We start from the raw sequence: 26,044 nt of genomic DNA, 5'->3' as shown, positions 1-26,044 counted from the left end.
TCTTATCCAACAGACTGTTTGCGGGTTCTGGCCTGAAGCGTCTGCCGACTCTATCGGCAGACGGGCCTCAGGGGCAGCAGGGGATGATGTCAGTCTATGTCGCTTTGTAGCACCTTACTGGCGCATACCACGTCCGCTGACCAGCAGGTGGATGCACGCGGCATAAAGGATGGCTGTCGTCAGCAGCATCAGCGCGATGGCAACACCGATGTTGATGTCGGACACCCCGAGGATGCCATAGCGGAAGGCGTTGACCATGTGCAGGATCGGGTTGGCGAGCGACACGGTCTGCCAGAACTGCGGCAGCATGTTGATCGAGTAGAACACCCCGCCGAGGTAGGTCAGGGGCGTCAGCACGAAAGTCGGGATGATCGAGATATCGTCGAAATTCCGCGCATAGACGGCGTTGATGAAGCCGCCCAGGGAAAACACCGTCGCAGTCAACAGCACTACCAGCGCGGTCACCCCGATGTGATGGACCTGGAGCTTGGTGAAGAACAGCGACAGGAGGGTCACGATTACGCCTACGGCCAGCCCACGCAGTACTCCGCCGATGGTGTAGCCAAGCAGGATGGTGTGCGGCGAAACCGGCGAAACCAGCAACTCCTCCACCGAGCGCTGGAACTTGCTGCCGAAGAAGCTCGACACCACGTTGCTGTAGGAGTTGGTAATGACCGACATCATGATCAGGCCGGGCACGATGTAGTCCATGTAGCTGAAACCGCCCATGTCACCGATCTGCCGGCCGATCAGATTGCCGAAGATGACGAAGTACAGCGCCATCGTGATCGCCGGCGGCAGCAGCGTCTGCGGCCAGATACGAGTGAAGCGGCGGACTTCGCGGGTGACGATGGTGTTGAGGGCAATCAGGTTGGCCCGCAGTTCCGAACTCATACAGTCACCTTCGCCAGGTTTTTCTCCACCAGAGACACAAACAGCTCCTCAAGGCGATTGGACTTGTTACGCATGCTCAGCACGTCGATGTTCAGTGCCGCCAACTGGCGGAACAGCTCGGTCATGCCCTGGGTCTTCTCGACCTGCACTTCCAGGGTGTGGTCGTCCACCAGCGCGGCCGGGTAGCCGTTGAGCTGCGGGACCACTTCCAGCGACTCCTTCAGGTCCAGCAGGAAGGTTTCGACGTGCAGCTTTTTCAGCAGCTCCTTCATGCTGGTGTTCTCGATGATCCGCCCGTGATCAATGATGCCGATGTTGCGACAGAGCTGCTCGGCCTCTTCGAGGTAATGGGTGGTCAGGATGATGGTGATGCCCTTTTCGTTCAGCTCGGTAAGGAAGCTCCACATGGAACGGCGCAGCTCGATATCGACGCCGGCGGTGGGCTCGTCGAGGATCAGCAGACGCGGCTCATGGATCAGCGCCCGGGCAATCATCAGCCGGCGCTTCATGCCGCCGGACAGCTCGCGGGAAGCGGAGTTGCGTTTCTCCCAGAGGCCGAGCTGTGTCAGGTACTGCTCGGCACGCTCCTTGGCGATCTTCGCCGGGATACCGTAGTAACCCGCCTGGGTCACGACGATGTCGAAGACCTTCTCGAACTGGTTGAAGTTGAACTCCTGCGGCACCACTCCCAAGCAGCGCTTGAGCGCATAGGGCGACTTGTCCAGGTCATTGCCGAAGACGCTAACGGTGCCGCTGGTCTTGTTCACCAGGGTGGACAGGATGCCGATGGTGGTGGATTTGCCCGCGCCATTGGGGCCGAGCAATGCGAAAAAATCGCCTTCGGCCACTTCCAGGTCAATGCCCTTGAGGGCCTGGAAGCCATTGGCGTAGGTCTTGGTCAACTGCCGGATGGACAGGGCGGAACTCATGACGGTAAACAAGCCTTTTGCAAATGGGGACTGAAAAAGGTTGATGGCAGCAAACACAACCATCAACCCTCTTGATGGGTTTAGCCTAGCATCAGGTCAGGGCGGTCATCACTGCCTTGCAGTAAGCCGGTCGTTCCTGGAGCCGTGCGTACCAGGCCGCCAGGGCCGGCAGATCTGGGCGTTCGATGGGCATTTCGAACCAGGCGTAGATGAAGCTACCCAAGGGGATGTCGCCCATGGCCAGACGCTTGCCGGAAAGATAGGGCTGCCCGGCCAGCGCCCGTTCGGGCATCTCCAGCAATTGGCCGCAACGGGTCAGTGCGGTGTCGATCAGGGCCTCGTTGCGCTCTGCCGCTGGCGTGCGCAAGGTGCCCCAGAACACGTCACGGAAGACCGGGGCGAAGGCCGAGGTGGTCCAGTCCATCCATTTGTCGCCACGGGCACGCTCGGCCGGGTCCTCAGGATAGAGGCTGCCGGCAGCGTAGCGTGCAGCCAGGTAGCGGACGATGGCATTCGACTCCCAGAGCACCAAGCCGTCGTCCTCGATCATCGGGACCAGACCGTTGGGATTCAGCGCTCGATACTCCTGCTCGTTGACCAGGCCGAAAGCGCCGCCGGCATCGATCGTCTCGTAGGCGACGCCGACCTCTTCGGCAGCCCAGATAGCCTTTCTCACATTGGAGGAATTCTTCCGGCCCCAGATCTTCAGCATGTGAATCTTCCTCAGCTCCTGGCAGAACGGCAATTCTAGAGGCAATCCCCCCATCGATGGCCAAGGATTTGCGTTGATAGCCGTTATCGACCGGACCGGGGTGGCGCTTCCAGCAACCCCTGCTCAGGGCTTGTCTCGGTATCACATTCTGTTGTCGCGGCGAATTCACTGGCTCTGTCTGGGTTAGCTGTTGCTAGTAATCAACGGCCGGGCGGAGCGCCTTGTAGGATCAAGGGAGACACCGAGTTCTTGCTCGCAAGAAGGTCCAGTTCGCGAGCAAGCTCGCTCCTGCAAGAGATCCATCCAGTCGCAGCGCATGACAGGGATAGAGCCAATTCATTCGCCCATGGCTAACGCCTCGGCATGCAGGTCACCCCCCATGAACGGGGCAACGTCGCGGAACAGATGCGGGTAACTGGCTGCCAGATGCTCGAAGAACAGTGCCTCCGGCAGGTCGGCGAACTGGCCATGGTTGGCCAAGTACTCCATGCAGCGTTCGCCCTGGCGATTGAAAGGATGAAACACGCTGTCGCTCAGGCCGTCGAACTCCAACGGTGCCACATCGAACAGGCGACAGAGAGCCAGATTGAATGCGGGGGTCGCCTTGACCCAGCGCCCGTCGAGATACAGTTCGGTGTAGCCATGCATGGCGAACACCTCGTTCTTGAGCAACTCCAGCAGACGTGGCGTCGCCAAGTGGTTGCGCACGTCAGCCAGGCCGATGCGCGAGGGGATGCCGCAATGCCTGGCACAAGCAGCTAGCAGCAATGCCTTGGGCACGCAGTAAGACTCGCCGGCCGCCAGCACATAGCTTGCCTTCAGCGTCTGCGGGTCGCGGCTGAAAACATAAGGGTTGTAGCGAATTTCGTCTCGCACGGCGTAATAAAGGTTGACCGCCTGTTCTCGGGGATCGCGCGTGGCACCACACCGGCTTTCGGCAAACTCGATCACCAGGGGATGATCGCTATCAACGAAGCGGCCGGCTTCCAGGTAGGGCTGCATCAGTATTCTCCGCAGGGTTTCGGACCAGTCTATGCGGCCAACGACCGGCAGCGGCACGACGATCCTGCCAAGCTCGCCGCCCCTGGCGCCACAGGCACCATTGATACCCGCATGCGGGACAGCGGGTCGCCAGAGCCTTATACTTCCGCGCCCGATCATGCTTCAGGAAGCTCCGCCATGGCCAATCCCTACCTCGACCATCACCTCGCCCTGCTCGCCCACCTGCGTGGCATCCTGGTCGCCTTGGGCGAGGCCGAACAGGTTCCGGAGGAGAATCATGCCCTGTTCGTCGAACGTTTCGACGATCTCATGAGCGAACTGCCTCGTGACCCGGAACGCAGCCTGTACCTGGGTCAGGACCTCATCAGCCAGGTCTTCCACCGCTACCCGCAAATCGCCCACCTGGTCCCACGCGACCTGCTGTGGTTCTTCGGCGGCGACTGCCTGCACTTCATGCCCGACGAAGAGATTGAGCTGTTCCAGCGTCTCGATGAACGCCGTTACGAAGCCGAACAGAATGGCGAACCGTTCGACTGGAACCAGGAGAAGCAGCTGCTGGCCATGCCGGAAGACGGCAGCAAGCACTGAGGACGCCTGCCCCGGACGTGACAAAGGCCCGCGATGCGGGCCTTTGTCGTTTCAGCCTCCCAGCCGCCCATCGGCGCTCAGCCGGACAATTCGCTCCCGCAACCAACGCAGGCCAGGCGACAGCTCCTGCTGGCGGTGCCAGATCAGGCTCACCTGCACCGGTGGCGTCTCGACCGGTAGCGGCGCCATCTGCAGCGAATAAATGGCGGAAAAATGCTCGGCGAGCCGGCGTGGCACTGTGCCCAACAAATCAGAGCGGGCCACGATGGGCGGGATGGTCAGATAGTGGGGAACCTGCAGTCCGGCCTGGCGCCGGATCTTTGCCGAGCCCAGAACGATCTCCAGCGGTGAACCGCGACCAGCGCGCGGCAGTATCAGTACATGCTGGCTCCGCTGGTAGCCGGCCCGGGTCAGCCCACCCTCGAAGGCCGGGTGTCCGGACCGTCCGATCACTACCAGTTCCTCTTCCATGAAGGGCTGGTAGCAGAGATCGGGGTTATCGAAGTAGAGGTAGTCGATGGCCAGATCGAGGTCGCCGCTGGCCAGCCGTGGGATCAGGCTTTTCGCTTCGTCGTCCTGCACCTCCAGCACGACCCGCGGCGCTTCTGCCTTTAACTGTTCCAACAGGGCCGGTAGCAGCATGATGAGGGCATAGTCGTTCATCGATAGCCGGAAGCTGTGCTCGGCCTGGGGGTCGAACTCCCCCTGGGCCCCTAGCCCCAACTGCAGCAGATTCAGTGCCTGGCGCACGGGACCGTAGAGCACCTGGGCATGGGCGGTGGGCGACATGCCGCGAGCGGTGCGCTTGAACAGCGGCTCACCTAGTTGGCTGCGCAGGCGCGCCAAGGCGTTGCTCACCGCCGGCTGGCTCATGTGCAGGCGCGTTGCGGCCCGCGAAAGGTTCTGCTCCTGCATCAGGGCATCGAACACCAGCAACAGGTTCAGATCGATACGGCGCAAATTCAGGCTCATGAATAATGCTCATTTCTAATATCCATTACTGGAATAAAGTATTCATCACTAGACTCGAAGGCATGTCAACAAGACTGCCGGAGCAGCAAATGAGCCCTGACACCCGAGCTTTTCGTGCACGTTACCGCGCGGGCATCCACCCTCTCTACAACGCCTGGCTGCACGGTGGATTCGTGCTGGCCTACGGCGCGGCCTGTCTTGTGTTCTTCATCAGTGGTCTGGAGAACGTGAAGCCGCTGGAATGGCTGGTGGTACCGCTGGCACTCATGTTCTTCAGCTGGGGCGAGTACGCCATCCACAAAAACCTGGGCCACAAAAAGACTCGCCCTGGGGCAATGTTCTACAAGCGCCATACAGGCGATCACCACAGCTTCTTCGTCGCCGGGCAGATGACTTACGAATCGACGCGGGACTGGAGGGTGATTCTCTTCCCGGCCTGGCTGATCGTCCTCTTCAGCCTTGGCCTGTTCGTCGCGTGGTGGTTGCTTTCCTTCCTGAACACCAATGCCGCCGCCCTCCTCTCGACTACGATGCTGGCGGGTTACCTGAGCTATGAGGTCTTCCACGCCTGCGAACACTTGCCCGCCAACCACCCGATCTCACGCCTGCCCTGGGTTCGTCATATGCGACGACTGCACGAACTGCACCATCGGCGCGACCTGATGCAAACCCACAACTTCAACCTGGTCTTCCCGCTGATGGACTGGCTGCGGGGCAGCCTGTATTGGGAACCTCAGGGCAGGAGAGTTCCATGACCCGGATGCAGCACGAAGTGGAAATCACCCGCAACCCGGACCAGATCCTTGCCTATGCCAGCACGGCTACCCGCTGGCCGGAATGGCACCCCTCCTCCCTGCGGGTGGACGGCCCCAGCGGCCCACTCCCGGCCGGCAGCCATTTCGAAGAAGACATCCACGCCGGAGGGCGCGCCGGACACCTCAGTTGGAACGTAACTGAAAACAGCTCCGGCCGGCGCTGGTGCGCATCCGCCCAGGGTACCCACGGCCTGGAACTGCAGCTGACCTATGAATGCGAGAAGACAGAAACCGGCACCCGTTTCGTCCGAACCCTTGAGTACCGCTTCTCCGGCCGACTAATGCGCCTGGCCAACCTGCTGGTAATGCGCCGCAAGATAGACCGCGAGTCGGTCGAATCGATGAAGCAACTGAAGGAGATGGCGGAGCGAGTCATCGAGCAGACGCCGATCCGCCAACGGGACCCGGCTTGAACTCGGAACGCAGATACAAAAAGTGCCGCTCGAATGAGCGGCGTTTTTGTTCATTTGGAGCGGGAAACGGGACTCGGACCCAGCCTCGAACTATTTGACTTAGCCCATGAGCCGCACTGGTGCGGCCGGAGAGGATCGGCCAGAAGCTGACCTCACTCGATCAATCACCCATTGGTTCTTTACGCAGTTTCACCGGTTCACCCTCCTGGCGAGCCCAGGCAGTGCGCATGCGGATGTTCAGCGCCTCCACGGCCAGGGAAAAGGCCATGGCGAAGTAGACGTAGCCCTTCGGCACGTGGACTTCGAAGGACTCGGCAATCAGCACGGTGCCGACCACCACCAGGAAGGACAGCGCCAGCATCTTCAGGCTCGGGTGCTTGTCGATGAAGGTGCTGATGGTGCCGGCGGCCAGCATCATCACCAGCACGGCGACGATGATCGCGGCGACCATGACCGGCACGTGGGAGACCATGCCGACGGCGGTGATCACCGAGTCGAGGGAGAAGACGATGTCGATGATGGCGATCTGGATGATGGTACCGATGAAGCCGCCGGCCCCGCCCTTGGGCGAGTCCTCGGTTTCATCTTCGCCTTCCAAGCCTTGATACATCTCGGTGCTGCTCTTCCACAGGAGGAACAGGCCGCCGAAGAAGAGGATCAGATCACGGCCGGAGATGCCCTGGCCGAACACGTGGAACAGGTCGGCGGTGAGCCGCATGATCCAGGTGATCGACAGCAGCAGCAGGATGCGGGTGACCATGGCCAGCGCCAGGCCGAAGAAACGCGTGCGCGCCTGCAGGTGCGGCGGCATCCGGGCCACGAGGATGGCGATCATGATGATGTTGTCGATGCCGAGGACGATTTCCAGGGCGGTCAGGGTGAAGAAGGCGACCCAGATCTCCGGGTGCAACAGCCCTTCCATTTCACACTCCAAAGCAAATCTGGCCAGGAGGCCGGAAGTGGCGCAAGCGCCGGCCCGCTTGTGGCGGAAAAGCGCTTGCACCCCGCATAGGTAAAGTCGCTGCCGGAAGAGTTGGCGAGCGAAAGACCGGCCCTTCCAGGATCGCCGGCAGGGCCAGGATGGGGCTCGGTCAGGCCACCGCGTAAACCACCAATTCCACCAGCATCTCCTCGCGGGCAAGGCCCGCCACGACCACGGCAGCGCGGTTCGGGTAGGGAGCGGAGAAGTATTCGGCGTAGACCGCATTCACCGTGGCCAGGTAGCTGCGGTCCGTGACGTAGATGAGCACCTGGGTCACCGCGTCCAGGCCCAGCCCGGCGCAGTCCAGGGTGTGCTTGAGGTTGTCCAGGGTCTGTCGCGTCTGCGCCTCGATGCCCCCTTCGACCACACGCCCTTCGACATCGATGGGGATCTGCGCCGTGTACAAAGTCCCGTTACCGATCACGGCCCACTCCAGCGGGGCCTTGGACGGGTACAAACGGGTGCTGACTGCCTGTTTCATTGAACTCTCCAGGGGGAAGAAAAAAGAGGGACAAGCCCTCCCAAGGGACTAGACCTGCTGCTCGCGCGCGAGGCGGCGGGCTATTTGTGGGGCGTTCCACAGCGCAGGGAGGATCAGCAGGGACACCGGCACGGCGGTGATGACGATGAAGGACTGCAACGCTGTGACCCCACCCGAACCGATGGTGATCAGAACCACTGCAGCCAGCCCCATGCCGATGCACCAGAAGGCGCGCAGCCACTTCTTCGGCGAGTCGTTGCCGGACATGGCCATGGCTACGGTGTAGGCCATGGCATCGCCGTTGGTGGCCACGGAGATGAAGCTGAGGAACAGGAACAGCGCCGACACCAGCCCCGCCAGCGGCAGGCTCTGGGTCACGCCCAGCAACATGGCCTCGGGCTGAGTGCCGTGGGCGGTTACGATGCCGGGGTTCTGCAGTTCCAGGCCGATGCCGGTGCCGCCGACTACGGTGAACCAGAACATGGTGACCAGCGGCGCGACGATCGACAGGGTCATGATGATCTGGCGAATGCTGCGGCCCCGGGAAATCTTGGCCACGTACAGGCCCATCATGGGGGCGTAGCCGATGAACCAGCCCCAGTAGAACACCGTCCACCAGTCGAGCCACTTGGGATCGGCGCGGTACAGGGTCATCGGCAGGAAGTTTTCCAGTTGCATGCCGAACGCCACAGGGAAGCCCGAGAGGATGAACAGGGTCGGGCCAGCCACGATCATGAACAGTGCCAGGCCGATCATCAGCCACACGTTGATCTCGCTGACGAAACGGATGCCATTCAGGCCTACCAGGCAGGACGTGGTGTACATGGCCGTCACCAGGATGATGGTGATGGACTGGGTCAGCAGGTCATTGGGCAGGCCCCACACGGCTTGCAGCGCATTGCTGATCTGAAGGCCGAGAAAGCCGATCGGGCCGATGGTGCCGGCGACCACCGCGATGATCGAGGAAGCATCGGCGAGGTTGCCGATGGGTCCCTTGAGTGCGCGCTCGCCCAGCAGCGGATACAGCAGCGTACGCGGCGCCAGCGGTAAGCCCTTGTCGTAGTGCAGGTGCATCAGCACGATCGCCAGCAGGCTGCCGAGTACTGCCCAGGCGAGGAAGCCCCAGTGCACGAACGACTGGGCCAGGGCCAGATGGCCGGCCAGCTCGGTGTTCGGCTGCACGCCGGGGAACAGCGGCGGCGGACTTGCGAAGTGCATCAGCGGCTCGGCAGCCGCCCAGAAGGCGCCGCCCCCGGCCAGCAGTGCGCACATGATCACGGCAATCCAGTTGAAGGTGCTGGTTTCCGGCTGCCGGTCGACGCCACCCAGGCGCACGCGGCCGCACTTGCTGAAGCAGATGCCCAGGCTGACCAGGAAGGTCGCCAGCATCAGCACCTGCCAGTAGAGTCCGAAGACTTTCGTCGACCAGGCGAACAGCGTGTTGACCAGCGCCGAGACGGCGTCGATGTCCACCAGCGCCGCCACCAGGAAACTGAGCAGGAAGCCGCCGCTGATGACGAACAGCGGCCAATCGATGCCTTGCAGTGCCGGGTGTTTCATCGGCGTGCTGCCTATGGTCTGGGTCGGGAATACTTTCATGATGCCTCCAGGTTGTAGCGTAGGCCCCGGCGGCATGCGGCACGCGCGGGGCGAATGACCAGGGGTTCGAAACGACGAGGGGTCGTTTCGTCAACGCAAGGGGCGCTTGTCGCGCGCGCCCCCTGGAGGCAGCGTCTGATGGTGTTGTGCGGGTGGGCACAGGCCAGCTCCACGGTGGGAGTTGGACGAGGCTCTGTTCTTGTTTTTGTTCATGGCGTCCTCACGGGGTGGGTAGATCAGTTCTGCGGCGTGGTGCCGCGTTCCAGCAGGTTCAGCCAGTTCAGGCCCATGATCTTGCGCACCTCGTCCTCCGCGAAGCCGCGCTGGCGCAGACCCTGGGCGATGACGGGGAAGTCGCGGCTATCACGGAACCAGTGCAGTGGGGCCGGCCAATCGGCGTTGTCCGCCGAACCTTCGCCGTAATCCTTGGCCTTGCTCCAACGGCCATTGCGCATCCACTCCAGCACTTGCAACGGCTGCTGCTGGCAGAGGTCGGTACCGATGCCGATGTGGTCGATGCCCATCAGGTCGGCGGTGCGCGCGACCATGTCGCAGAACTCATCGAGTTGGCAGGCCGAACCGCCGCGCAGGTGGAAGGGATAGGTGCTGAAACCTAGCAGCCCGCCCGACTCGGCGATGCTGCGCAACACCGCATCGGACTTGTTGCGCTTGGCCGCATGGAAGCTGGTGGGGTTGGCGTGGGAGATGATCACCGGCCGGCTCGACAGCTCGATGGCTTCCAGGGTGCTGCGCTCGGCGCTATGGGACATGTCGATAAGCATGCCGACGCGGTTCATCTCTTCGATCACCTGGCGGCCGAAACGGCTGATGCCGTTGTCCTCGCGCTCGTAGCAGCCGGAGGCCAGCAGGCTCTGGTTGTTGTAGGTCAGTTGCATGATGAAGACCCCGAGCTGGCGGAAAACCTCCACCAGGTCGACGTCGTCCTCGATGGGCGAGCAGTTCTGGAAGCCGAAGAAGATCCCCACCCGTCCTTCCTGCTGTGCCAGGCGGATGTCCGAGGCCTGGCGCACGGGACGGATCAGCTCGGGAAAGGCCTCGAAGCGGCGGTTCCATTCGCCGATTCGCGACAGCGTCTCGCGGGCGGTTTCGTGGTAGGCGATGGTGGCGTGGACGGCACTCAGACCACCTTCCTGCATCTGCCGGAACAGCTCAGGGCTCCAGTTGGAGTACTGCAGGCCGTCGATCATCAGAAGCTCTTGCATGGCGCTCTCTCCCTCAGGGACGCACGTAGACGGTCTTGACCACCGTGTAGAAGTCGCGGGCGTACTGCCCCTGCTCGCGCGGGCCGAAACTGGAGTCCTTGCGACCACCGAAAGGCACGTGATAGTCGGTGCCGGCGGTGGGCAGGTTGACCATCACGCAGCCGGTATTGGCCCGGCGCTTGAAGTCGCTAGCGTGTTTCAGCGACTGGGTCATGATCCCGGCGGTCAGGCCGAAGCGCGTGTCGTTGAGGATGTCCAGGGCCTCTTCGTAGTCCTTCGCCTTGATGACGCAAGCGATGGGCCCGAATACCTCGTCGCGGTTGATACGCATGTCGTTGCGGGTGTCGACGAAGAGCGCCGGGCGCATGTAGAAGCCCTCGTGTTCCTCAACGATGCGCTCGCCGCCGTAGACCAGGCGCGCGCCTTCGGCCTTGGCGCCTTCGATGTAGCGCAGGTTCTGCGCCAGCTGGCGCTCGTCGATCACCGGGCCGATCTGCACGCCCTCGCGCAGCGGGTGGCCGACCTTGAGCTGTTTAATGCGCTTGATCAGCGCCTCGACGAAGCGGTCGTGAATGCCCTCGGTGACGATCAGGCGGGACGACGCCGTGCACTTCTGCCCGGTACCAAAGAAGGCACCGTTCACTGCGCATTCCACCGCCAGCTCCAGGTCCGCGTCGTCGAGCACCACCAGGGCGTTCTTGCTGCCCATTTCCAGTTGGCAACGGACGAAGTTGGCGGCCGTCGCGGTGGCGACCCGGCGTCCGGTTTCAACCGAGCCGGTGAAGCTCAGGGCATTGATCCCGCTGGAGTGGATCAGTCGCTCGCCGACCTCGGCACCGCTGCCCATCACCAGGTTGAAGGTGCCGGCCGGGAGGGGCTGCCGGGAAATGATCTCGGTCAGTGCCCAGGCACTCGCCGGCACGGCATTGGCCGGTTTGAATACCACGGCATTACCGAAGGCCAGGGCCGGCGCGATCTTCCAGGCGGCGGTGGCCATCGGGAAGTTCCACGGGGTGATGATGGCGACCACTCCGACCGGCTCGCGACGGACTTCGATCTCCACGCCGGGGCGCACCGAATCGGCCGTCTCGCCCATCTGCCGCAGGACTTCGGCAGCGTAGTAGTGGAAGAACTGCCCGGAGCGATAGACCTCGCCGATTCCCTCGGCCAGGGTCTTGCCCTCTTCCCGCGACAGTTGCTCACCGAGCTCCGCCTTGCGGGCGATGAGTTCGCTGCCGACGGCCATGAGCACCTGGTAGCGCTCCTCCAGGCCACTGCGGGCCCAGATGGTCTGGGCGGCTGTGGCGGCGGCAATCGCCTGATCCACCTGAAGGGCATTGGCCTGGGTGTAGCGGCCTATCACGTCTTCGACGTTGGCGGGGCTGCGGTTGGCAGCACTCGAGGCACCTTCGACCCAGGCGCCACCGATGTAGTTGTTGCAGATCTTGCTGGGCATGTGCACCTCCGTTCTCGCTTTGAGCGCATGGTAGGTGCCACCTCAGATAAACTAAAATTAGTTGTAAATATTGATTGATAAGGAAAACTTACCATGCTGCCGGACCTGAAGATCGTCCAGTTGCGCCACTTCGTCTGGGTTGCCGAGCTGCAGGGCTTCCATGCCGCGGCGGAGCGTGCGCACCGCACCCAGCCGGCCATCTCGCTGTCCATCCGCGACCTGGAAGGCAAGTTGGGTCAGGCCCTGTTCGAGAAGCGCAACGCGCGGGTCACCAAGCCCGAGCTGACTCCCTTCGGTGTGCAGTTCCTGGCTTATGCCAAGGAGCTGATCGAGCACCACGACCGCGTGGTCCGCGACATGAGCCTGATCGCCCAGTACAAGTCCGGGCACCTGCGCATCGCCTCGGTGCCCTCCATCGCCAGCCGCTTGCTGCCGGATATCCTCACGCGCTTCATTGGCGATGCGACGGACCTGCACGTCAGCCTGTTCGACGACAACTCCGAAGCGGTGCTGAACATGGTGGAGAACCAACAGGTGGACTTCGGCATCTCCAGCCTCTGGGAAGCGGAGAGTGACATCCGCTTCATTCCCATTTGGGAAGACAGCATCGGCGTGGTCTGCCACCAGAACCACCCGCTGGCCGGCGAAGCGCAGCTCGGCTGGCAGCAACTGCGCGGTGAGCGCCTGATCGCCAACGGCACCTCGCGCCTGCTGGCCGGCACTCGCGCCGAAGAGTTGGTCAGCGACTCGCAGTTCTATATCTCCAACATGATTTCCCTGCTGGCCATGATCGAGGCCGGCATGGGCATCACCACCCTGCCCCGCTTCGCCTTCCCGGCCGAGGCCGGGCAGTTGCGCTTCATCCCCCTGGCCGACCCGCTGGTGACCCGCGACATCGGCATCGTGCGCCAGGCCAACCGCTCCCTGCCGGTGGCCGCCCAGGCCCTGTTCGAGTTCATCCTGCGCGACAACGAACTGGACCCCGCTGAGTGGCGATAACCTGACTGATCGACAAAGCCATTTGAATAAGGGTTACTTATCAAACGATAGGGCGATCTGAATTGCTCCGCGGGGCCTGCTGTCCCACCATCGGCGGCAGATCAATAACAAGCCGCCGCCCGAAAGCCAGCAGGCAACGGTGCGCGGTGAATGCCAGTTGAGGGCCCCAGAATGAGCACCCCTTCAATCATGGAATCCAGCTTGCCCGAGGCTGCGATTCCGTACATGCGCCCCGCCCACCTGGTCATGGACCTGGAGCGGCTCGGCAGCCTGCACCAGAGCCGCCTGAGCTTCATGCGCAGCCTGGTCCGCCGAATCATGCGTGAGCAATGGCAGATCGACGCTCCCCGATTCGAACTGGATGCTGACGGCTACGGCACGGTGATCTATCGCATCCGCACTCGCAGTGACCTGTTCAGCTTCGTGCTGTTTTCCCAGTACCTGGCACCGGAAAAGCGCAACGACCGGGTCATCGCCAGCGAGTGGGATCTGACCATGGCGCTCTGCGAAGGCGAGGTGGACGAGGCTTATGTCGACTACCTGCGCCAGAACGTGCCGCTGCAGGAAGCGGGCCGGCTCGACGCCAAGGTGATGGTGCTGTCGCGCGCCAATCGCAGCGTGCGTAACTTCGACAGCGTGGTGGAGGCCCTGAGCCAAGGGCGCCAGCCCGACGTCGCGCAGATCGCCCGGGTCGGCTACCTGTACCGCACCACGGCCGTCTACGGCAGCGGTAAGCTGGGCATGGCCGACTGGGAGAAAGTCAGCCGCAAGCACCCGGACTTCGCCCGCCCGTTTGCCGCCGAAATGTTCACCTGTTTCATGCTGCGCAATTTCAGCTTGCAGCAGGCCGAGCACATTGCCCGGCGCCGCTCACCGGAAACCGCCGTGCCCTTCGCCCCGGCCCTCAAGCGCTACTTCGGCATCGGCAACTCCACCGGCCTTGGTATGGCGCCCTACCTGATCAACCATCCGCAACTGATCAGCCGCTGGATCGAAATGCGCGAACTGGCCCTGGCCCGCATCCTCGCCGGCATCCCGACGGCCGCGCAGCTGGAACGCCTGCCGCAACTGCTGGAACGTGCCATCCGCCATATCGAGGAAACCTTTACCGAAGACCAATGGCAGGCCGGCCACAACCAACGTGTGCTGGCCGACATGCGGGCCCTGCGCGCCGGGCTCGACCTGCAACCGCTGCAAGCCTGGCAGTCTCTGCAGAACTGGTCTCAGCAACGCGCCAGCCTGCAGGGGCAGGAGCTGATCAACTGCATCCTCCTGGAACTGCACCCGGATCTGGTGGACGAACTGGAAGAGCACCTGGCCCTGCCCGAGCAGTCCGACCTGCACCCCGAGATGCCCGTTTCCGAACTCAAGCACCTGATCGAGACCCGCTACGACTGGGCGCTGGCCATCGACTTCGCCATCGATGGCGCCCAGGAGACTTTCTGGTACCGCTCCGAGGAGAAGCAGGAGCCGCGCCTGGGCAACTGCAACCTGGACGACGGCCGCGACAAGCAGATGCCGCTCGGTATTGGCTACCTGGTGCAGCAGTGCCATCGACAGCTCGGCGCCTACCTGGTGGAACACCCGAAACACAAGGTCGCGCACTTCCTGCTCCGTCATCCTGAGCAGCGCGGCATGGTCCGCCGCATCCAGACCATGGCCCGCACCCACTACGGTGAGATCCGCGCCAACCTGCTGGACCGTGATGTGCTGCCCATGCATCTGTTGCGCTGCAAGCTGTCGTTCTTCGGCGTGAGCAAGTTCGACCCGCGCTCGCGCTTGTGGGTGCGCAACACCATGTTCCAGGGCGCCCCCCTGTTGGAGGATATCGGCCAACCCTTCGACGATGACTGGTTCCTGCCGCTCGCCCCTACCCCGGAGAAGCCTTGATGTTGATTTCCGCCAACGAACTGAACGCCCTGCTTAAACGAGTTTTCGAGGGCATGGGCTATACCCCGGGCCACTATGAGGACGCCGCAGCCCTGGTCAGCTGGCTGCAACTGCACCGTGAAGACGGTCTTGGCGAACTTGAACGGGCGCTGGACTTGGTGGCCGACCGCGAACGCCCGCCAGCGAAGCTGGTCGCCGAGGGGCCGGCCACGCTGATCGCCGAGTGCCATGGTCGCAGCGCCCTGAACTGTTTACCGGCGCTGCTGGAGCTGGCCTGCGTGCAGGCGCTGGAGCACGGGTCGATAGGCGTCGAAGTCCACCATTGCCACAACCGCAAGTTCATCCTCAAGGTTCTGGCAGACTGTGCGCGGCAGGGCCTGTGGGCTCGCGCACAGTGGGACAACGGCCACGACCCGGTGCGCCGTCACCTGGCCCGGATCGACGCCGGTGCCACCTACCCCACCTACCAGGAGTACCGCCTCCCCGAACATGCCACCCAAGGGAAGCGGCAGTCGCTGACACTGCTCCTCGGTACACCAGCTCACTCGCAACCGGCAGTGGAGATCGAGGACGCCCGAGAGGAACGATGTATCACCCCGGCGGACTTCACCCTGGCCCGTGAGCAGGCTCTGGAGAATGGAACGGAGATCTCCCCCGCCCTATGGCAACGCCTCAACCGGCTTGCAGAAGCAGTTCTGGTGGAGAGCTCCGAGCGCTCGCGCAGCGGTGCCGGCGGACGTTGACCGAGGCCTACACACAAGCTGCGCCGGGCGTGCAGACCCGTTACACGCGCACCGCGGCCACCGAGATCTACCGGCAGTTCTGGCGCCGCTGGTGATGTATGTGTTCCCGCACCTGGCCGGCAATGATCCGGTGCCGCTCCCCAGCTACACGACGGTGTTCCCCTTGTATTAGCGTGTGCAGTACGTGTTACCTGGCGAGCGGGTCGAGGACTACTGATGGCCTCGCGGCGACGCGGAACGCACCCGCCCCATCCCCCCGCCGAGGAAGCCATGCCGCCCAAGGACGCCTGGACCCACCATGTCGCCACGTTGCACGCCCTGGGCATTCCCGAGCCTGGCGCCACGCAGCCCCGGCGCCGGCCCGCCACCCTGGCCGACGAGCAGGCATTCCAGGGAGTTGCGCCATCGTTCACCGACCTGCTGCCCTGGGTGGCATACCTACCCGACACCAAGTGCATGCTGCTGGACAACGGCCAGCCCGTGGCCGCCTTCTTCGAGCTGACACCGATCGGCACCGAAGGGCGCGAACCCGCCTGGTTGCTGCAGGTGCGTGACACCCAGGAGAACGTGCTGCAGGGCTCGTTTGACGAGTTGGATGACAGCCCCTGGATCGTGCAGCTCTACGTGCAGGACAACCCCGTTGTGACCTTTAGTTGGAGCAGGACGCGCTGATCCAGCAGGTCACGGTCACGCACCAGACGGAGGCGCCGCTCGTGAGGTATGCCCCAATCGCTCTGGCGCAGACGAAGCCACGCAATATCCACTCCGACCATGCTCAGCCCTTGCCAATCAGCAATATCTGCTCGATGAGCCAGGCGAATGCCGGTAAGCGACTCTTCTGCGCCAGGCAGACAAGTTCAAGGTGGAAGGGGCCTAGCTCGAAGGGCAGGTCGAACAACTGGATGGGCAGCAAAGCGGCGAACTGGCGCGCCAGTTGGGTTGGCAGGACCACACCCAAGTCCGAGCCTGCGACGATGTGCGCCGCCTGCAGGTAGTTCGGCGTGGTGTAGACGATCTGCCGCGACTGCCCCCGTCCGGCCAGCCACTGGTCGACCATGCCACGCGTCTGGCCACCGTGCACCCAGACGTGGCGCAGGCGCAGGAACTTCTCCATGTCGAGGTCGCCAGCCAGCAGTGGGTGACCTTTGCGCACCGCTACCTGGAGCGTCTCGATGCGCCAGGGATGGCGCACGAAGCGCGCCGGGATCTCATCGAAGCGGCCTAGCACCAGGTCCAGCGCGCCCCGGTCCAGTTCCTCGATTGGCAGGCTCGGACTCAGGTGTGCCACATCGATGCGCAATCCCGGTGCCATGTCACCCAGACGCGCGAGCAGGCCGGGCATGCACAGCTGCTCGACATAGTCGGTCAGGGCAATGCGGAACTGCTGGCGGCTCTGCCCCGGATCGAACGCCTCGGCGCCACTCAGGGTCTGCTCGATCTGTTGCAGAGCAGCACGAATTGGCCCCTCCAGGGCCAGGGCGCGAGGCGTGGGCTGCATGCGCCGGCCGATGCGTACCAGCAGCGGATCATCCAGCAACTCGCGCAGCCGTGCCAGGGCGTTGCTCACCGCCGGCTGGCTCAGGGCCAGGCGCTCGGCGGCGCGCGAGACATTCTGCTCTCGCAGCAGGGCGTCGAGCACTCGCAGCAGGTTGAGGTCAAAGCTCGATGAATTCATCTTATGAATACCAGGCATCACAACATGCCATTTCTCAAATAGTACTTAGATCTTTAGGGTGTTGGCGACCCTTCATCACCGATTTCAGGAGAGCTGGCATGAGCAATGCGTTGAACCTGCAGCAGGCCGCCGTCATCGGCGCCGGCACCATGGGCCGGGGCATCGTCATCAGCTTGGCTAACGCCGGGATTCCCGTGCTGTGGCTAGACAACAACCCGCAGATGCTCGAACAAGGCCTGCGCATGATCGAGGACACCTGGGCGCATGACATAACCAAGGGCCGCATCGGAGCGGACGAGGTCAACCGGCGCAGGGCCTATGTGAAACCGGTCAGCGACTATGCGGCGCTGGCCGCGGCGGATCTTGTGATCGAGGCGGTGTACGAAAACCTCGAGCTCAAGCAGCAGATCTTCCGAACCCTGGATGCCACTCTGAAACCCTCGGCGATCCTCGCCAGCAACACCTCGGCACTGGACATCGACGCCATCGCAGCCGTCACCGCGCGGCCCGAGCAAGTGCTGGGCCTGCACTTCTTTAGCCCAGCGCACATCATGAAGCTGCTGGAGATCGTGCGCGGCGCCCATACCGCACCCGCCGTGCTGCAGGCAGCCCGGGCCCTGGGCGAACGTATCGGCAAGGTCTGCGTGGTCGCCGGCAACTGCGAAGGCTTCATCGGCAACCGCATGTTGCGCACCTATGTGAGGGAAGCGCGGCTGATGCTGCTCGAAGGTGCCCTGCCGGCCCAGGTTGACGGCGCGCTCCAGACCTTCGGCTTCGCCATGGGACCGTTCCGCATGTACGACGTGGTGGGCATTGATCTGGAGTGGCGCACTCGCGGACTGGCCGGCAAAGGCCAGGACGAACCCACGGTGCAGGTTGACAACCGTCTCTGCGAACTCGGCCGATTCGGCCAGAAGTCCGGGATGGGCTACTACCGCTACGCGTCGGGCAGCCGCGAGGCGCAGTCGGATGCTGAAGTCGATCGCCTGGTCGAGGCGGAGTCCACCCGCCTCGGCTTCGTTCGACGACCGGTGAGCAACGCGGAAATCCAGACGCGCTGCCTGCTGGCCCTGATCAACGAAGGTGCGAAGATCCTCGAAGAGAATATCGCCGCCAGCAGCCACGACATCGACCTCGTGTACCTGAATGGCTACGGCTTCCCCGCCGACAAGGCCGGTCCGATGGCGTGGGCCGACAGCGAAGGTGTGCCGGCAATCCTCGATCGCCTGCGCACCCTGGAAGCGCGGCACGGCGCCAGATGGCGACCGGCACCGCTAATCGAACGGCTGGCCGCCGCCGGCCAGTGCTTTGCTGCCGTACAGGAGGGCCTGGCATGAGCTACCAGGCCCCCCTGCGCGACATGCGCTTCGTGCTTCATGAGCTGTTCGACGCTAGTGCGCACTGTGCGCAGCTCGGCACTGGCCTCGACCGCGAGCTGATTGATGGCGTACTGGAAGAAGCGGCCGCCTTCACGGCCAACGAGATTGCCCCGCTCAACCGCAACAGCGATGAGGAAGGCTGCCGCCTGGAGAACGGCCAGGTGAGCACCCCGCGAGGCTTCCGCGCCGCCTACCGGCAGTACGTGGACAACGGCTGGGCGAGCATGACCGGCCCGGTGGAGTTCGGCGGCCAGGGCTTCCCTCAGTTGGTGGCTTTCGCCTTCCACGAAATGCTGATGAGCGCCTCGCTGTCCTTCCGTGTCTACTCGGGGCTCACCGAAGGCGCAGTGCTGGCGCTGCACAAACACGGAAGTGCAGAGCTGAAGGCAGGCTACCTGGCGAAGATGGTCAGCGGGCAATGGACGGGCACCATGTGCCTGACCGAGCCACAGGCCGGCACTGACCTGGCCCTGCTGCGCAGCCGCGCCGAGCCCCAGACGGACGGCAGTTTCCAGATCACTGGCAGCAAGATCTTCATAAGCGGCGGCGAACAGGACTTTTCCGAGAACATCATTCACCTGGTGCTGGCACGGCTGCCGGACGCGCCGGTCGGAGTGAAGGGCATTTCGCTGTTCCTTGTGCCGAAGTTCCTCACCGATGCCGACGGCGCGCCGGGCCGGCGCAACGCGCTGTCCTGCGGTGCCATAGAGCACAAGATGGGCATCAAAGGCGCCTCGACCTGCGTGATGAACTTCGACGGTGCCACGGCTTATCTGGTCGGTGAAGCCAACCAGGGCCTGGCCTGCATGTTCACCATGATGAACGACGCGCGCTTCCAGGTCGGCCTGCAGGGACTCGGCATTGGCGAGGCGGCCTTCCAGGGCGCACTGCGCTACGCCAGGGAGCGCCTGCAGTCGCGCGGTCTGACTGGCCCGGTGGCCACGGATAAAGTCGCCGATCCGATCATCGTCCACCCGGACGTGCGGCGCATGTTGCTGATCCAGAAGACCTTGGTCGAGGGCGGCCGCATGCTGGCCGCCTATACCGCCCGCCAGCTCGACCTGGAGCATGGCGCCGAGAGCACCGAGGCACGAAAGGCGGCCAGCAAGCGCGCCGCTCTGCTGATCCCTATCGTCAAGGCCTTCCTCACCGACTTGGGCCAGGAAGTCGCCAGCCACGCCGTGCAGGTGTACGGCGGCCACGGTTACATCCGCGAATGGGGGATGGAACAACTGATGCGCGATAGCCGCATCACCCAGCTCTACGAGGGCACCAACGGCATCCAGGCGCTTGACCTGATTCGCCGCAAGCTGTTGGCCGATGGCGGCGCCGAATTGGCCGCGCTACAGGAGGAGTTACGCTCAGTGTGCAACGAGGCCTTGGGCCAGCCGGCACTTTCCGGTTTGGCACGGGTTGTCCAAGCGCGCCTGGACGAATGGCACGGGCTGGCCGCCGAAGTCATCGCGCGTTGCCAGCACGACGCGCAGGAAATCGGCGCAGCCTCGGTGGATTTCCTCCACTACAGCGCCTACGTGCTGCTCGCTGGCTTCTGGGTGCAGGCCGCACTCTGCGCGCAGCGGTCCCTGGACGCAGGCAGCGCCGAGGGCGATTTCTACCGCGCCAAACTCGCCAGCGCCGACTTCTTCGTCAAGCGCCTGCTGCCCCGCGCCAGCAGTCACCGCCTGGCGCTGCTCGGTGGAGCTGACTGCCTGATGGCGCTGCCGGCCGAGCACTTTGCCTTCTGACCCGCCCCCGGCCCGGCGTGTCCGGGCCGCTCACCAGCGCACAACAACACGAGGAGGCTTCATGCAGCCGTTCAGTTTCGCCACGACTGCGCAGATTCTCTGCGAATCCGGCGCCAGCACACGCCTGGCCGAGCTGTGCCGCGAGCGCGGCGCTCGCCGGGTACTGATTGTCACCGACCTCGGCATCGCCCGTTTCGGCCTGCTCGACGATGTACTGCCAGGCTTCGCCAGCGCCGGACTGAGCGTGCAGGTATTCGACCAGGTGATCGCCGATCCTCCTGAAATCATCGTGCAGGCGGCAGTGGAACGCGCCCGCGAGCTGGAGGCCGAACTGGTCGTTGGCTTCGGCGGCGGCAGTTCGCTGGATGTGGCCAAGCTGGTGGCGCTGCTCGCCCATCCAGGCTGCGGCCAATCGCTCGGCGAGCTGTTCGGCGTCGGCCAAGCCCGCGGTCCGCGCCTGCCGCTGATCCAGGTGCCGACCACCGCTGGCACAGGCTCGGAGGTGACGCCCATCGCCATTGTTTCCACTGGCGAGTCCACCAAGCTGGGTGTGGTGTCGCCCGTGCTGCTGCCGGACCTGGCCCTGCTCGACGCCGGACTGACCCTCGGCCTGCCGCCAACGGTCACCGCTGCAACCGGCATTGATGCCATGGTGCATGCCATCGAGGCCTACACCAGCCGCCTGAAGAAAAACCCGCTGTCCGACCTACTGGCCCGCGAGGCCCTCCGCCTGCTGGCCGGCAACCTGGACGAAGCGGTGCACAACGGCGGCGACGTGCGCGCCCGCCAGGCCATGCTGCTCGGCGCCTGCCTGGCCGGACAGGCCTTCGCCAACGCGCCAGTGGCGGCGGTGCATGCCCTGGCCTACCCGCTGGGCGGGCACTTCCACATACCCCATGGGCTGTCCAATTCCTTGGTACTGCCCGAGGTGGCGCGCTTCAATGCTCCGCTTGCAATGCCACTGTATGCCGATTTGGCCCCCCTACTGCTCGGGGCACGCCTGCGGCCCGGCGATGCGGCGTCGCTCTGCGAGCAGTTCATTGCCGAGCTGGCCGCGCTCGGTCCACGTTGTGGCCTGCCCAGCCGGCTGCGCGATGCCGGCGTCCCGGAAGCGGCACTGCCGACCTTGGCGCGCGATGCCCTGCACCAGCAACGCCTGCTGGTCAACAACCCGCGCGAGGTGAGCGAGGCCGACGCCCTCGCCATCTACCAGGCCGCCTACTGAACCCCAACACCATCCGCCCAGCAGGGGTGGACGCCAGGAGCCACCATGCAACCCGCACAACACCAGCGTGCCGATTACGCCTGGTTCCAGACACTCGGCACCCGCTGGCACGACAACGATATCTACGGCCACGTCAACAACGTCGTCTATTACAGCTACTTCGACAGCGCGGTGAATACCTACCTGATCGAACAGGGTCGCCTAGACATTCATGAGGGCGAAACCATCGCCTTCGTCGTCAGCTCATCCTGCGACTACTTCAACTCCATCGCCTTCCCCGAGCACATCGAGGTGGGCCTGCGCGTGGCCCGGCTCGGCAACAGCTCCGTGCACTACGAGCTGGCCATCTTCAAGGCCGGTGAGCTCAACGCCTGCGCCGCCGGGCATTTCGTCCACGTATTCGTCGACCGGGTCGACCAGCGCCCGATTCCCATTCCAATGGCACAGCGCGAGGCTCTGGCCCGTCTGCTGCGCAACTGACCCACAAGGAGTTCGACATGCAAGGTGCCGTGATCGTTTCCACCGCACGCACGCCAATCGCCAAGGCCTTCCGCGGCGCGTTCAACGATCTCAAGTCACCCTCGATGGGCGCCATCGCCATCCGCGCCGCCGTGCAACGCGCCGGAATCGAGACGGGCGAGATCGACGACGTGGTGATGGGCACCGCCATGCAGGGCGGCACCGCCTCCACCAACCTGGCGCGCCTGTCGCTGTTGGCCGCCGGCCTGCCGCTGACGGTCAGCGGCCAGACCATCGACCGCCAGTGCGCCTCCGGCCTGATGGCGATCTCCGTCGCCGCCAAACAGATCATGGTCGACGGCATGCAGGTCACCGTCGGCGCCGGCCAAGAGCAGATCAGCCTAGTGCAGAATGCCCATGTGCAATGGGCAGCCAGCGACTACGACGCCAATGTGGTGCGTCAGGCCGAGCACGCTTACATGCCAATGCTGCAGACCGCCGAGCTAGTCGCCCGACGCTACGGCATCAGCCGCGAAGCGCAGGACGCCTATGCCCTGCAGTCACAGCAGCGCACCGCCGAAGCTCAGGCCGCGGGCCTGTTCGACGGTGAGATCGTACCGGTCAGCGCGCGCAGGAAACTGGTCGACAAGGACAGCGGCGCGGTGAGCTACGAGGAGGTGACCCTATCCCGCGACGAGGGCAACCGGCTGCAGACGGTGCTGGAAGACCTGACCCGGCTCAAGCCGGTGGTCGAGGGCGGCAGCATCACCGCCGGTAACGCCAGCCAACTCTCCGATGGCGCCAGTGCCTGCGTTCTGATGAATGGCTCCCTGGCCGCCGCTCGCGGCATCACACCGCTGGGCCTGTATCGCGGCATCGCCGTCGCGGGGCTGGCGCCCGAGGAAATGGGTATAGGCCCGGTGTTCGCCATACCCAAGCTGCTCCGCCAGCATGGCCTGGGGGTGGATGACATTGGCCTCTGGGAACTCAACGAAGCCTTTGCCTGCCAGGTGCTCTACAGCGCCGAGCGGCTCGGCATTGACCCTGCCCGGCTCAACGTCAACGGTGGCGCCATCGCCATCGGCCACCCCTACGGCATGAGCGGCGCGCGCATGGTCGGCCATGCGCTCCTGGAGGGCAAGCGTCGCGGCGTGAAATACGTGGTGGTGACCATGTGTGTGGGCGGCGGCATGGGTGCCGCCGGCCTGTTCGAAGTGCTCTGAGGTATCGCTTGCCGAAGTTCTGAACAAGGCGTGCAGGCAAGCACCAAGTCCCGAAAGGGCGGCTCAGAGAGAGCCGCCCTCCTTTATCTGAGCGGATTACCGCTCCTGCCAGGGAAGTTTCCGTTGGCACGCGGGTTACATCCGAGAAGTCGCGTCCAGCCCAAAGTGCCCCTTCGCGATCTCTTCTTTGAACAGCTCGATTACCCGGCAACACACGGGTGACAGGAATCCGTTGGTACGGGTGACCATTCCCACGTTGCGATTCAAATCAAGCTCTCCGGGAGCCAGGTCCAGTGCGGCCAGCCCAGTTGCCAAAAACTCACGGCTGAATCGGGCGAGGGTCAGAATCCGACTGCCAGCGATCAGTTGGTAAGAGTTGGAGCTGCTGAAGTCCGCCTCGACGCGAACAGATGGCGCTGGCAACCCTCGCTGGCGGAACGCCTCCTCGAGCATCACCCGCACCGTGATATGCCCTGCGGGAAGCGCCCAGTCTTCGCCCTTGAGGTCCTCCAGATGCAGCCCCTTCCTCTGGCAAAGCGGATGGGCCGCGTCAGCTGCGACGACCAGCCGGTCCCGGTACAGCGGCTGGATGTCCAGTTCCGGTTCGGTTGCCCGAATAGGCACGAACACAATGTCCAGCTCACCGGCGCGCAAGGCGCTCAGCAGTTCCTGAGCCATCCTGCAGCAGAGCTTGAGCTTGGCAGACGGGCGCTCGCGTATCAGCCGCCTGCAGGCGGCATGCAACAGCTCATCGGGGAAGGTAAGCGAATAGCCTATGCGCACGACGCCTTGCTCCCCCGTCCGCAGACAACGTACTTCCGCCATGGCGTCATCAAAGTCGCGGTGCAGTTTCTGCGCACGTTTCAGAAAAAGCTCACCTGCATGCGTTGGCCGCATGCCCTGGGGAACCCGCTCGAAAAGCTGCAATCCCAATTGCTCTTCAACTCGTCTTACAGCTTTAGTCAGGGCGGGCTGGGAAATCCCCAACACCTCCGCTGCCTTGCCAATGGAGCCGCTTTGGCGGACGCAGATGACATATTCGAGATCGCGGGTATCCAAGGGGGCATTCCTCCTGGTTATGACTTTTGCCAAAGTGGTTCATTGTATCTATGCCAGGCCCCGCATAGCATCCGAAAAAAGGCCCCCGGCCCGAAACCGCCCAATGGGATAACAACAATGACCCCATGCACCTCCCCTGCCCCGGCCGCTCCATCGCGCCGGCGGCAAGCCCCCGGCCTGCTGCTGGGCGCCACCTTCCTGCTCGCCTCTGCCCTGCTGCCCGCGCAGGCGGCCGCTGTCGCGCCCAGCACCGGCGTCATGCAAGGCTTTCCCCCTGCCCCGGAGCTCCGCGTGAACAAAGCCAACGCCTTCCTGCCGCCGTACCTGCGCTGGTCCATGACCCATGCCCGCGAGGTGTCGCCCACCCGCAACCTGGCCCGGGCGCGGACCCCGCTGCCCCTGCCCAGCGGCCAGCCGCTGGAGCTGGGCGCGCTGACCTTCAAGGCCGGTGACGAATTTCTCAGCCTCGACCGCTACCTGCGGGAAACCGTGACCGACGGGCTGATCGTCCTGCACCGCGGGCGGGTGGTCTACGAGCGTTACCTGGATGGCTTCGGCGACCGCCAGCCGCACATCTGGGCCTCCATGACCAAGTCGGTCACGGGCCTGCTAGCCGCGCAGTTCATCGCCGAGGGCAAGCTCGACCCGGAGGCCCGGCTGGCCAGCTACGTGCCGGAGCTGGAAGGCACGCCCTTCGGCGAGAGCAGCGTGCGCGCCAACCTCGACATGCGGGTGGCGGTGGCCTACCCGGAGAAGGTGCCGCCTGACCTGGGCCTCTTCGCCGCCACCGGGCTGATCCCCAGGCAGCCGGGCATGCCGGAGGACATCTACGCCTTCCTCAAGCTGGCCCAGCCGGGTGGCGACGGCACCGAGAAGCCGCCGTTCTTCTACCAGAACGGCTCACCCGAAGCCCTGGCCTGGGCCCTGCGACGCATCTCCGGGAAGACCTGGGCGGAACTGGTGGAAGAACGCATCTGGTCGCGCTTCGCCGAGGAGGACGCCTATGTCCAGGTGGACCAGCTCGGCGCCGAGATGGCCAGCGGCGGGATGAGCGGCAACCTGCGGGACACTGCGCGCTTCGCTGAGCTGGTGCGTCGCGAACTGGCCCGAGCGGCTTCGAACGATAGCTTCAACCAGGCGGTACGCAGCCTCTTCGAGCCCGGCGACGCGGCGGTCTTCGCCCGCGGCAACCTGGCGGCGGGACGCCCGGGCTACGCCTACCGCAATTACTGGTTCCAGAAGAACGATGGTGACAACTCCATCGAGGCCAGCGGTCGCTTCGGCCAGAAGATCTACATCAACCCCGGACGCGAGCTGGTGATCGTCAAGCTGGCGTCCACCCCCGACCAGGCCCGGCGCGCCAGCAGCGCTGGCGGCGAGGACCGCGCCGGCACCCGCACCATGGATTCGGCGGCCACCTTCAACAACCTGGTCAGCGCACTGCTGGTCCAGCTACCGCACTAGCGACACCCAACCCAGCCAGGGAAACGGCTGCGCAGGCGACTGCGCGGCCCGGGCGGCGCTTTGCCCGCGAAACCGCCCAGGCCAGCCACCGACCCGACAACAACAACGAGAGGGTTT

General features: G+C 64.1%; 22 protein-coding genes and 3 pseudogenes. 13 read left to right on the top strand and 12 right to left on the bottom strand.

Going from position 1 to position 26,044, the window contains the following annotated elements:
* Nucleotides 1-114 precede the first annotated feature (114 nt).
* The 4 genes from OXH74_RS18130 to OXH74_RS18115 all read right to left on the bottom strand — a co-directional run bounded on the left by OXH74_RS18130 (nucleotide 115) and on the right by OXH74_RS18115 (nucleotide 3,537).
* The gene (locus tag OXH74_RS18130) at nucleotides 115-894 is read right to left on the bottom strand and encodes an ABC transporter permease (protein ID WP_375738205.1); all 780 of its coding nucleotides are present in this window, start codon (nucleotides 892-894) and stop codon (nucleotides 115-117) included.
* Nucleotides 891-1,823, bottom strand: coding sequence for an ABC transporter ATP-binding protein (locus OXH74_RS18125; protein ID WP_375738204.1), 933 nt, complete (start codon nucleotides 1,821-1,823; stop codon nucleotides 891-893). Before OXH74_RS18125 ends, OXH74_RS18130 begins: the two co-directional genes overlap by 4 nt.
* 91 nt (nucleotides 1,824-1,914) lie before the next feature.
* Entirely contained in the window at nucleotides 1,915-2,535 is a 621-nt protein-coding gene (locus OXH74_RS18120) for a glutathione S-transferase family protein (protein ID WP_375738203.1), read from the bottom strand.
* Nucleotides 2,536-2,871: 336 nt separating this feature from the next.
* Nucleotides 2,872-3,537: a transglutaminase family protein gene (locus tag OXH74_RS18115; protein ID WP_375738202.1), complete on the bottom strand. Its 666-nt coding sequence runs from the start codon at nucleotides 3,535-3,537 to the stop codon at nucleotides 2,872-2,874.
* Nucleotides 3,538-3,714: 177 nt separating this feature from the next.
* Between OXH74_RS18115 and OXH74_RS18110 the strand changes: the two genes are divergently transcribed.
* Entirely contained in the window at nucleotides 3,715-4,125 is a 411-nt protein-coding gene (locus tag OXH74_RS18110; protein WP_375738201.1) for a PA2817 family protein, read from the top strand.
* Between the two features lie 51 nt (nucleotides 4,126-4,176).
* Here the strand turns inward: OXH74_RS18110 and OXH74_RS18105 are convergent, their stop codons facing one another.
* On the bottom strand, nucleotides 4,177-5,097 hold the full coding sequence (locus OXH74_RS18105) for a LysR family transcriptional regulator (protein ID WP_375738200.1): 921 nt from the start codon (nucleotides 5,095-5,097) through the stop codon (nucleotides 4,177-4,179).
* 89 nt (nucleotides 5,098-5,186) lie between these two features.
* On the opposite strand from OXH74_RS18105, the pseudogene OXH74_RS18100 reads away from it, so the two are divergent.
* Nucleotides 5,187-6,325: pseudogene (locus tag OXH74_RS18100) on the top strand (SRPBCC family protein).
* Between the two features lie 160 nt (nucleotides 6,326-6,485).
* On the opposite strand, the gene OXH74_RS18095 reads toward OXH74_RS18100, so the two are convergent.
* The 5 genes from OXH74_RS18095 to OXH74_RS18075 form a co-directional block, all read right to left on the bottom strand.
* Nucleotides 6,486-7,247 (bottom strand): TerC family protein, encoded by a 762-nt coding sequence (locus tag OXH74_RS18095; protein ID WP_375738199.1) that lies wholly within the window; start codon nucleotides 7,245-7,247, stop codon nucleotides 6,486-6,488.
* Nucleotides 7,248-7,416: 169 nt separating this feature from the next.
* On the bottom strand, nucleotides 7,417-7,788 hold the full coding sequence (locus OXH74_RS18090; RefSeq protein WP_375738198.1) for a RidA family protein: 372 nt from the start codon (nucleotides 7,786-7,788) through the stop codon (nucleotides 7,417-7,419).
* Between the two features lie 48 nt (nucleotides 7,789-7,836).
* Nucleotides 7,837-9,387 carry a BCCT family transporter gene (locus tag OXH74_RS18085; RefSeq protein WP_375738197.1) on the bottom strand — a complete coding sequence of 517 codons (1,551 nt, stop codon included), beginning with the start codon at nucleotides 9,385-9,387 and terminating at the stop codon, nucleotides 7,837-7,839.
* Nucleotides 9,388-9,623: 236 nt separating this feature from the next.
* Complete coding sequence (locus OXH74_RS18080; RefSeq protein WP_375738196.1) at nucleotides 9,624-10,610, bottom strand: dipeptidase; 987 nt, start codon at nucleotides 10,608-10,610, stop codon at nucleotides 9,624-9,626.
* Between the two features lie 13 nt (nucleotides 10,611-10,623).
* Nucleotides 10,624-12,066 carry an aldehyde dehydrogenase family protein gene (locus OXH74_RS18075; protein ID WP_375738195.1) on the bottom strand — a complete coding sequence of 481 codons (1,443 nt, stop codon included), beginning with the start codon at nucleotides 12,064-12,066 and terminating at the stop codon, nucleotides 10,624-10,626.
* 93 nt (nucleotides 12,067-12,159) lie between these two features.
* Here OXH74_RS18075 and OXH74_RS18070 point away from each other — a divergent pair, with 93 nt between their 5' ends.
* The 5 genes and pseudogenes from OXH74_RS18070 to OXH74_RS18050 form a co-directional block, all read left to right on the top strand.
* Complete coding sequence (locus OXH74_RS18070) at nucleotides 12,160-13,065, top strand: LysR family transcriptional regulator (RefSeq protein ID WP_375738194.1); 906 nt, start codon at nucleotides 12,160-12,162, stop codon at nucleotides 13,063-13,065.
* Nucleotides 13,066-13,254: 189 nt separating this feature from the next.
* Nucleotides 13,255-14,955 carry a hypothetical protein gene (locus OXH74_RS18065; RefSeq protein ID WP_375741643.1) on the top strand — a complete coding sequence of 567 codons (1,701 nt, stop codon included), beginning with the start codon at nucleotides 13,255-13,257 and terminating at the stop codon, nucleotides 14,953-14,955.
* Nucleotides 14,955-15,698, top strand: a complete 744-nt coding sequence (locus tag OXH74_RS18060) for a DUF3726 domain-containing protein (RefSeq protein WP_375738193.1) — start codon at nucleotides 14,955-14,957, stop codon at nucleotides 15,696-15,698. Before OXH74_RS18065 ends, OXH74_RS18060 begins: the two co-directional genes overlap by 1 nt.
* A pseudogene (locus OXH74_RS18055) lies at nucleotides 15,677-15,870 on the top strand (TIGR03751 family conjugal transfer lipoprotein); the annotation flags it as partial. The gene OXH74_RS18060 and the pseudogene OXH74_RS18055, both read left to right, overlap by 22 nt.
* Before the next feature lie 98 nt (nucleotides 15,871-15,968).
* Nucleotides 15,969-16,331: pseudogene (locus OXH74_RS18050) on the top strand (TraC family protein); the annotation flags it as partial.
* 142 nt (nucleotides 16,332-16,473) lie between these two features.
* Here OXH74_RS18050 and OXH74_RS18045 read toward each other — a convergent pair.
* Nucleotides 16,474-17,373 carry a LysR family transcriptional regulator gene (locus OXH74_RS18045; protein WP_375738192.1) on the bottom strand — a complete coding sequence of 300 codons (900 nt, stop codon included), beginning with the start codon at nucleotides 17,371-17,373 and terminating at the stop codon, nucleotides 16,474-16,476.
* A 98-nt stretch (nucleotides 17,374-17,471) separates the two neighbouring features.
* On the opposite strand from OXH74_RS18045, the gene OXH74_RS18040 reads away from it, so the two are divergent.
* The 5 genes from OXH74_RS18040 (at nucleotide 17,472) to OXH74_RS18020 (ending at nucleotide 23,404) form a co-directional block, all read left to right on the top strand.
* Entirely contained in the window at nucleotides 17,472-18,710 is a 1,239-nt protein-coding gene (locus tag OXH74_RS18040; protein ID WP_375738191.1) for a 3-hydroxyacyl-CoA dehydrogenase NAD-binding domain-containing protein, read from the top strand.
* The gene (locus tag OXH74_RS18035) at nucleotides 18,707-20,497 is read left to right on the top strand and encodes an acyl-CoA dehydrogenase C-terminal domain-containing protein (RefSeq protein ID WP_375738190.1); all 1,791 of its coding nucleotides are present in this window, start codon (nucleotides 18,707-18,709) and stop codon (nucleotides 20,495-20,497) included. Before OXH74_RS18040 ends, OXH74_RS18035 begins: the two co-directional genes overlap by 4 nt.
* Before the next feature lie 61 nt (nucleotides 20,498-20,558).
* Entirely contained in the window at nucleotides 20,559-21,722 is a 1,164-nt protein-coding gene (locus tag OXH74_RS18030) for an iron-containing alcohol dehydrogenase (protein WP_375738189.1), read from the top strand.
* A 45-nt stretch (nucleotides 21,723-21,767) separates the two neighbouring features.
* On the top strand, nucleotides 21,768-22,202 hold the full coding sequence (locus OXH74_RS18025; RefSeq protein WP_375738188.1) for an acyl-CoA thioesterase: 435 nt from the start codon (nucleotides 21,768-21,770) through the stop codon (nucleotides 22,200-22,202).
* Nucleotides 22,203-22,219: 17 nt separating this feature from the next.
* On the top strand, nucleotides 22,220-23,404 hold the full coding sequence (locus OXH74_RS18020) for an acetyl-CoA C-acyltransferase (protein WP_375738187.1): 1,185 nt from the start codon (nucleotides 22,220-22,222) through the stop codon (nucleotides 23,402-23,404).
* A 135-nt stretch (nucleotides 23,405-23,539) separates the two neighbouring features.
* Here OXH74_RS18020 and OXH74_RS18015 read toward each other — a convergent pair whose 3' ends face one another.
* Entirely contained in the window at nucleotides 23,540-24,463 is a 924-nt protein-coding gene (locus OXH74_RS18015; RefSeq protein ID WP_375738186.1) for a LysR substrate-binding domain-containing protein, read from the bottom strand.
* Nucleotides 24,464-24,580: 117 nt separating this feature from the next.
* Here OXH74_RS18015 and OXH74_RS18010 point away from each other — a divergent pair, with 117 nt between their 5' ends.
* Nucleotides 24,581-25,927, top strand: coding sequence for a serine hydrolase domain-containing protein (locus OXH74_RS18010; protein WP_375738185.1), 1,347 nt, complete (start codon nucleotides 24,581-24,583; stop codon nucleotides 25,925-25,927).
* Nucleotides 25,928-26,044: the final 117 nt, after the last annotated feature.

The organism is Metapseudomonas boanensis (assembly GCF_042232855.1).
GTDB classification, from domain to species: domain Bacteria; phylum Pseudomonadota; class Gammaproteobacteria; order Pseudomonadales; family Pseudomonadaceae; genus Metapseudomonas; species Metapseudomonas boanensis.
The sequence above is the reverse complement of the archived record's forward strand: the minus strand, read 5'-3'. Positions and strand labels throughout refer to the sequence as shown.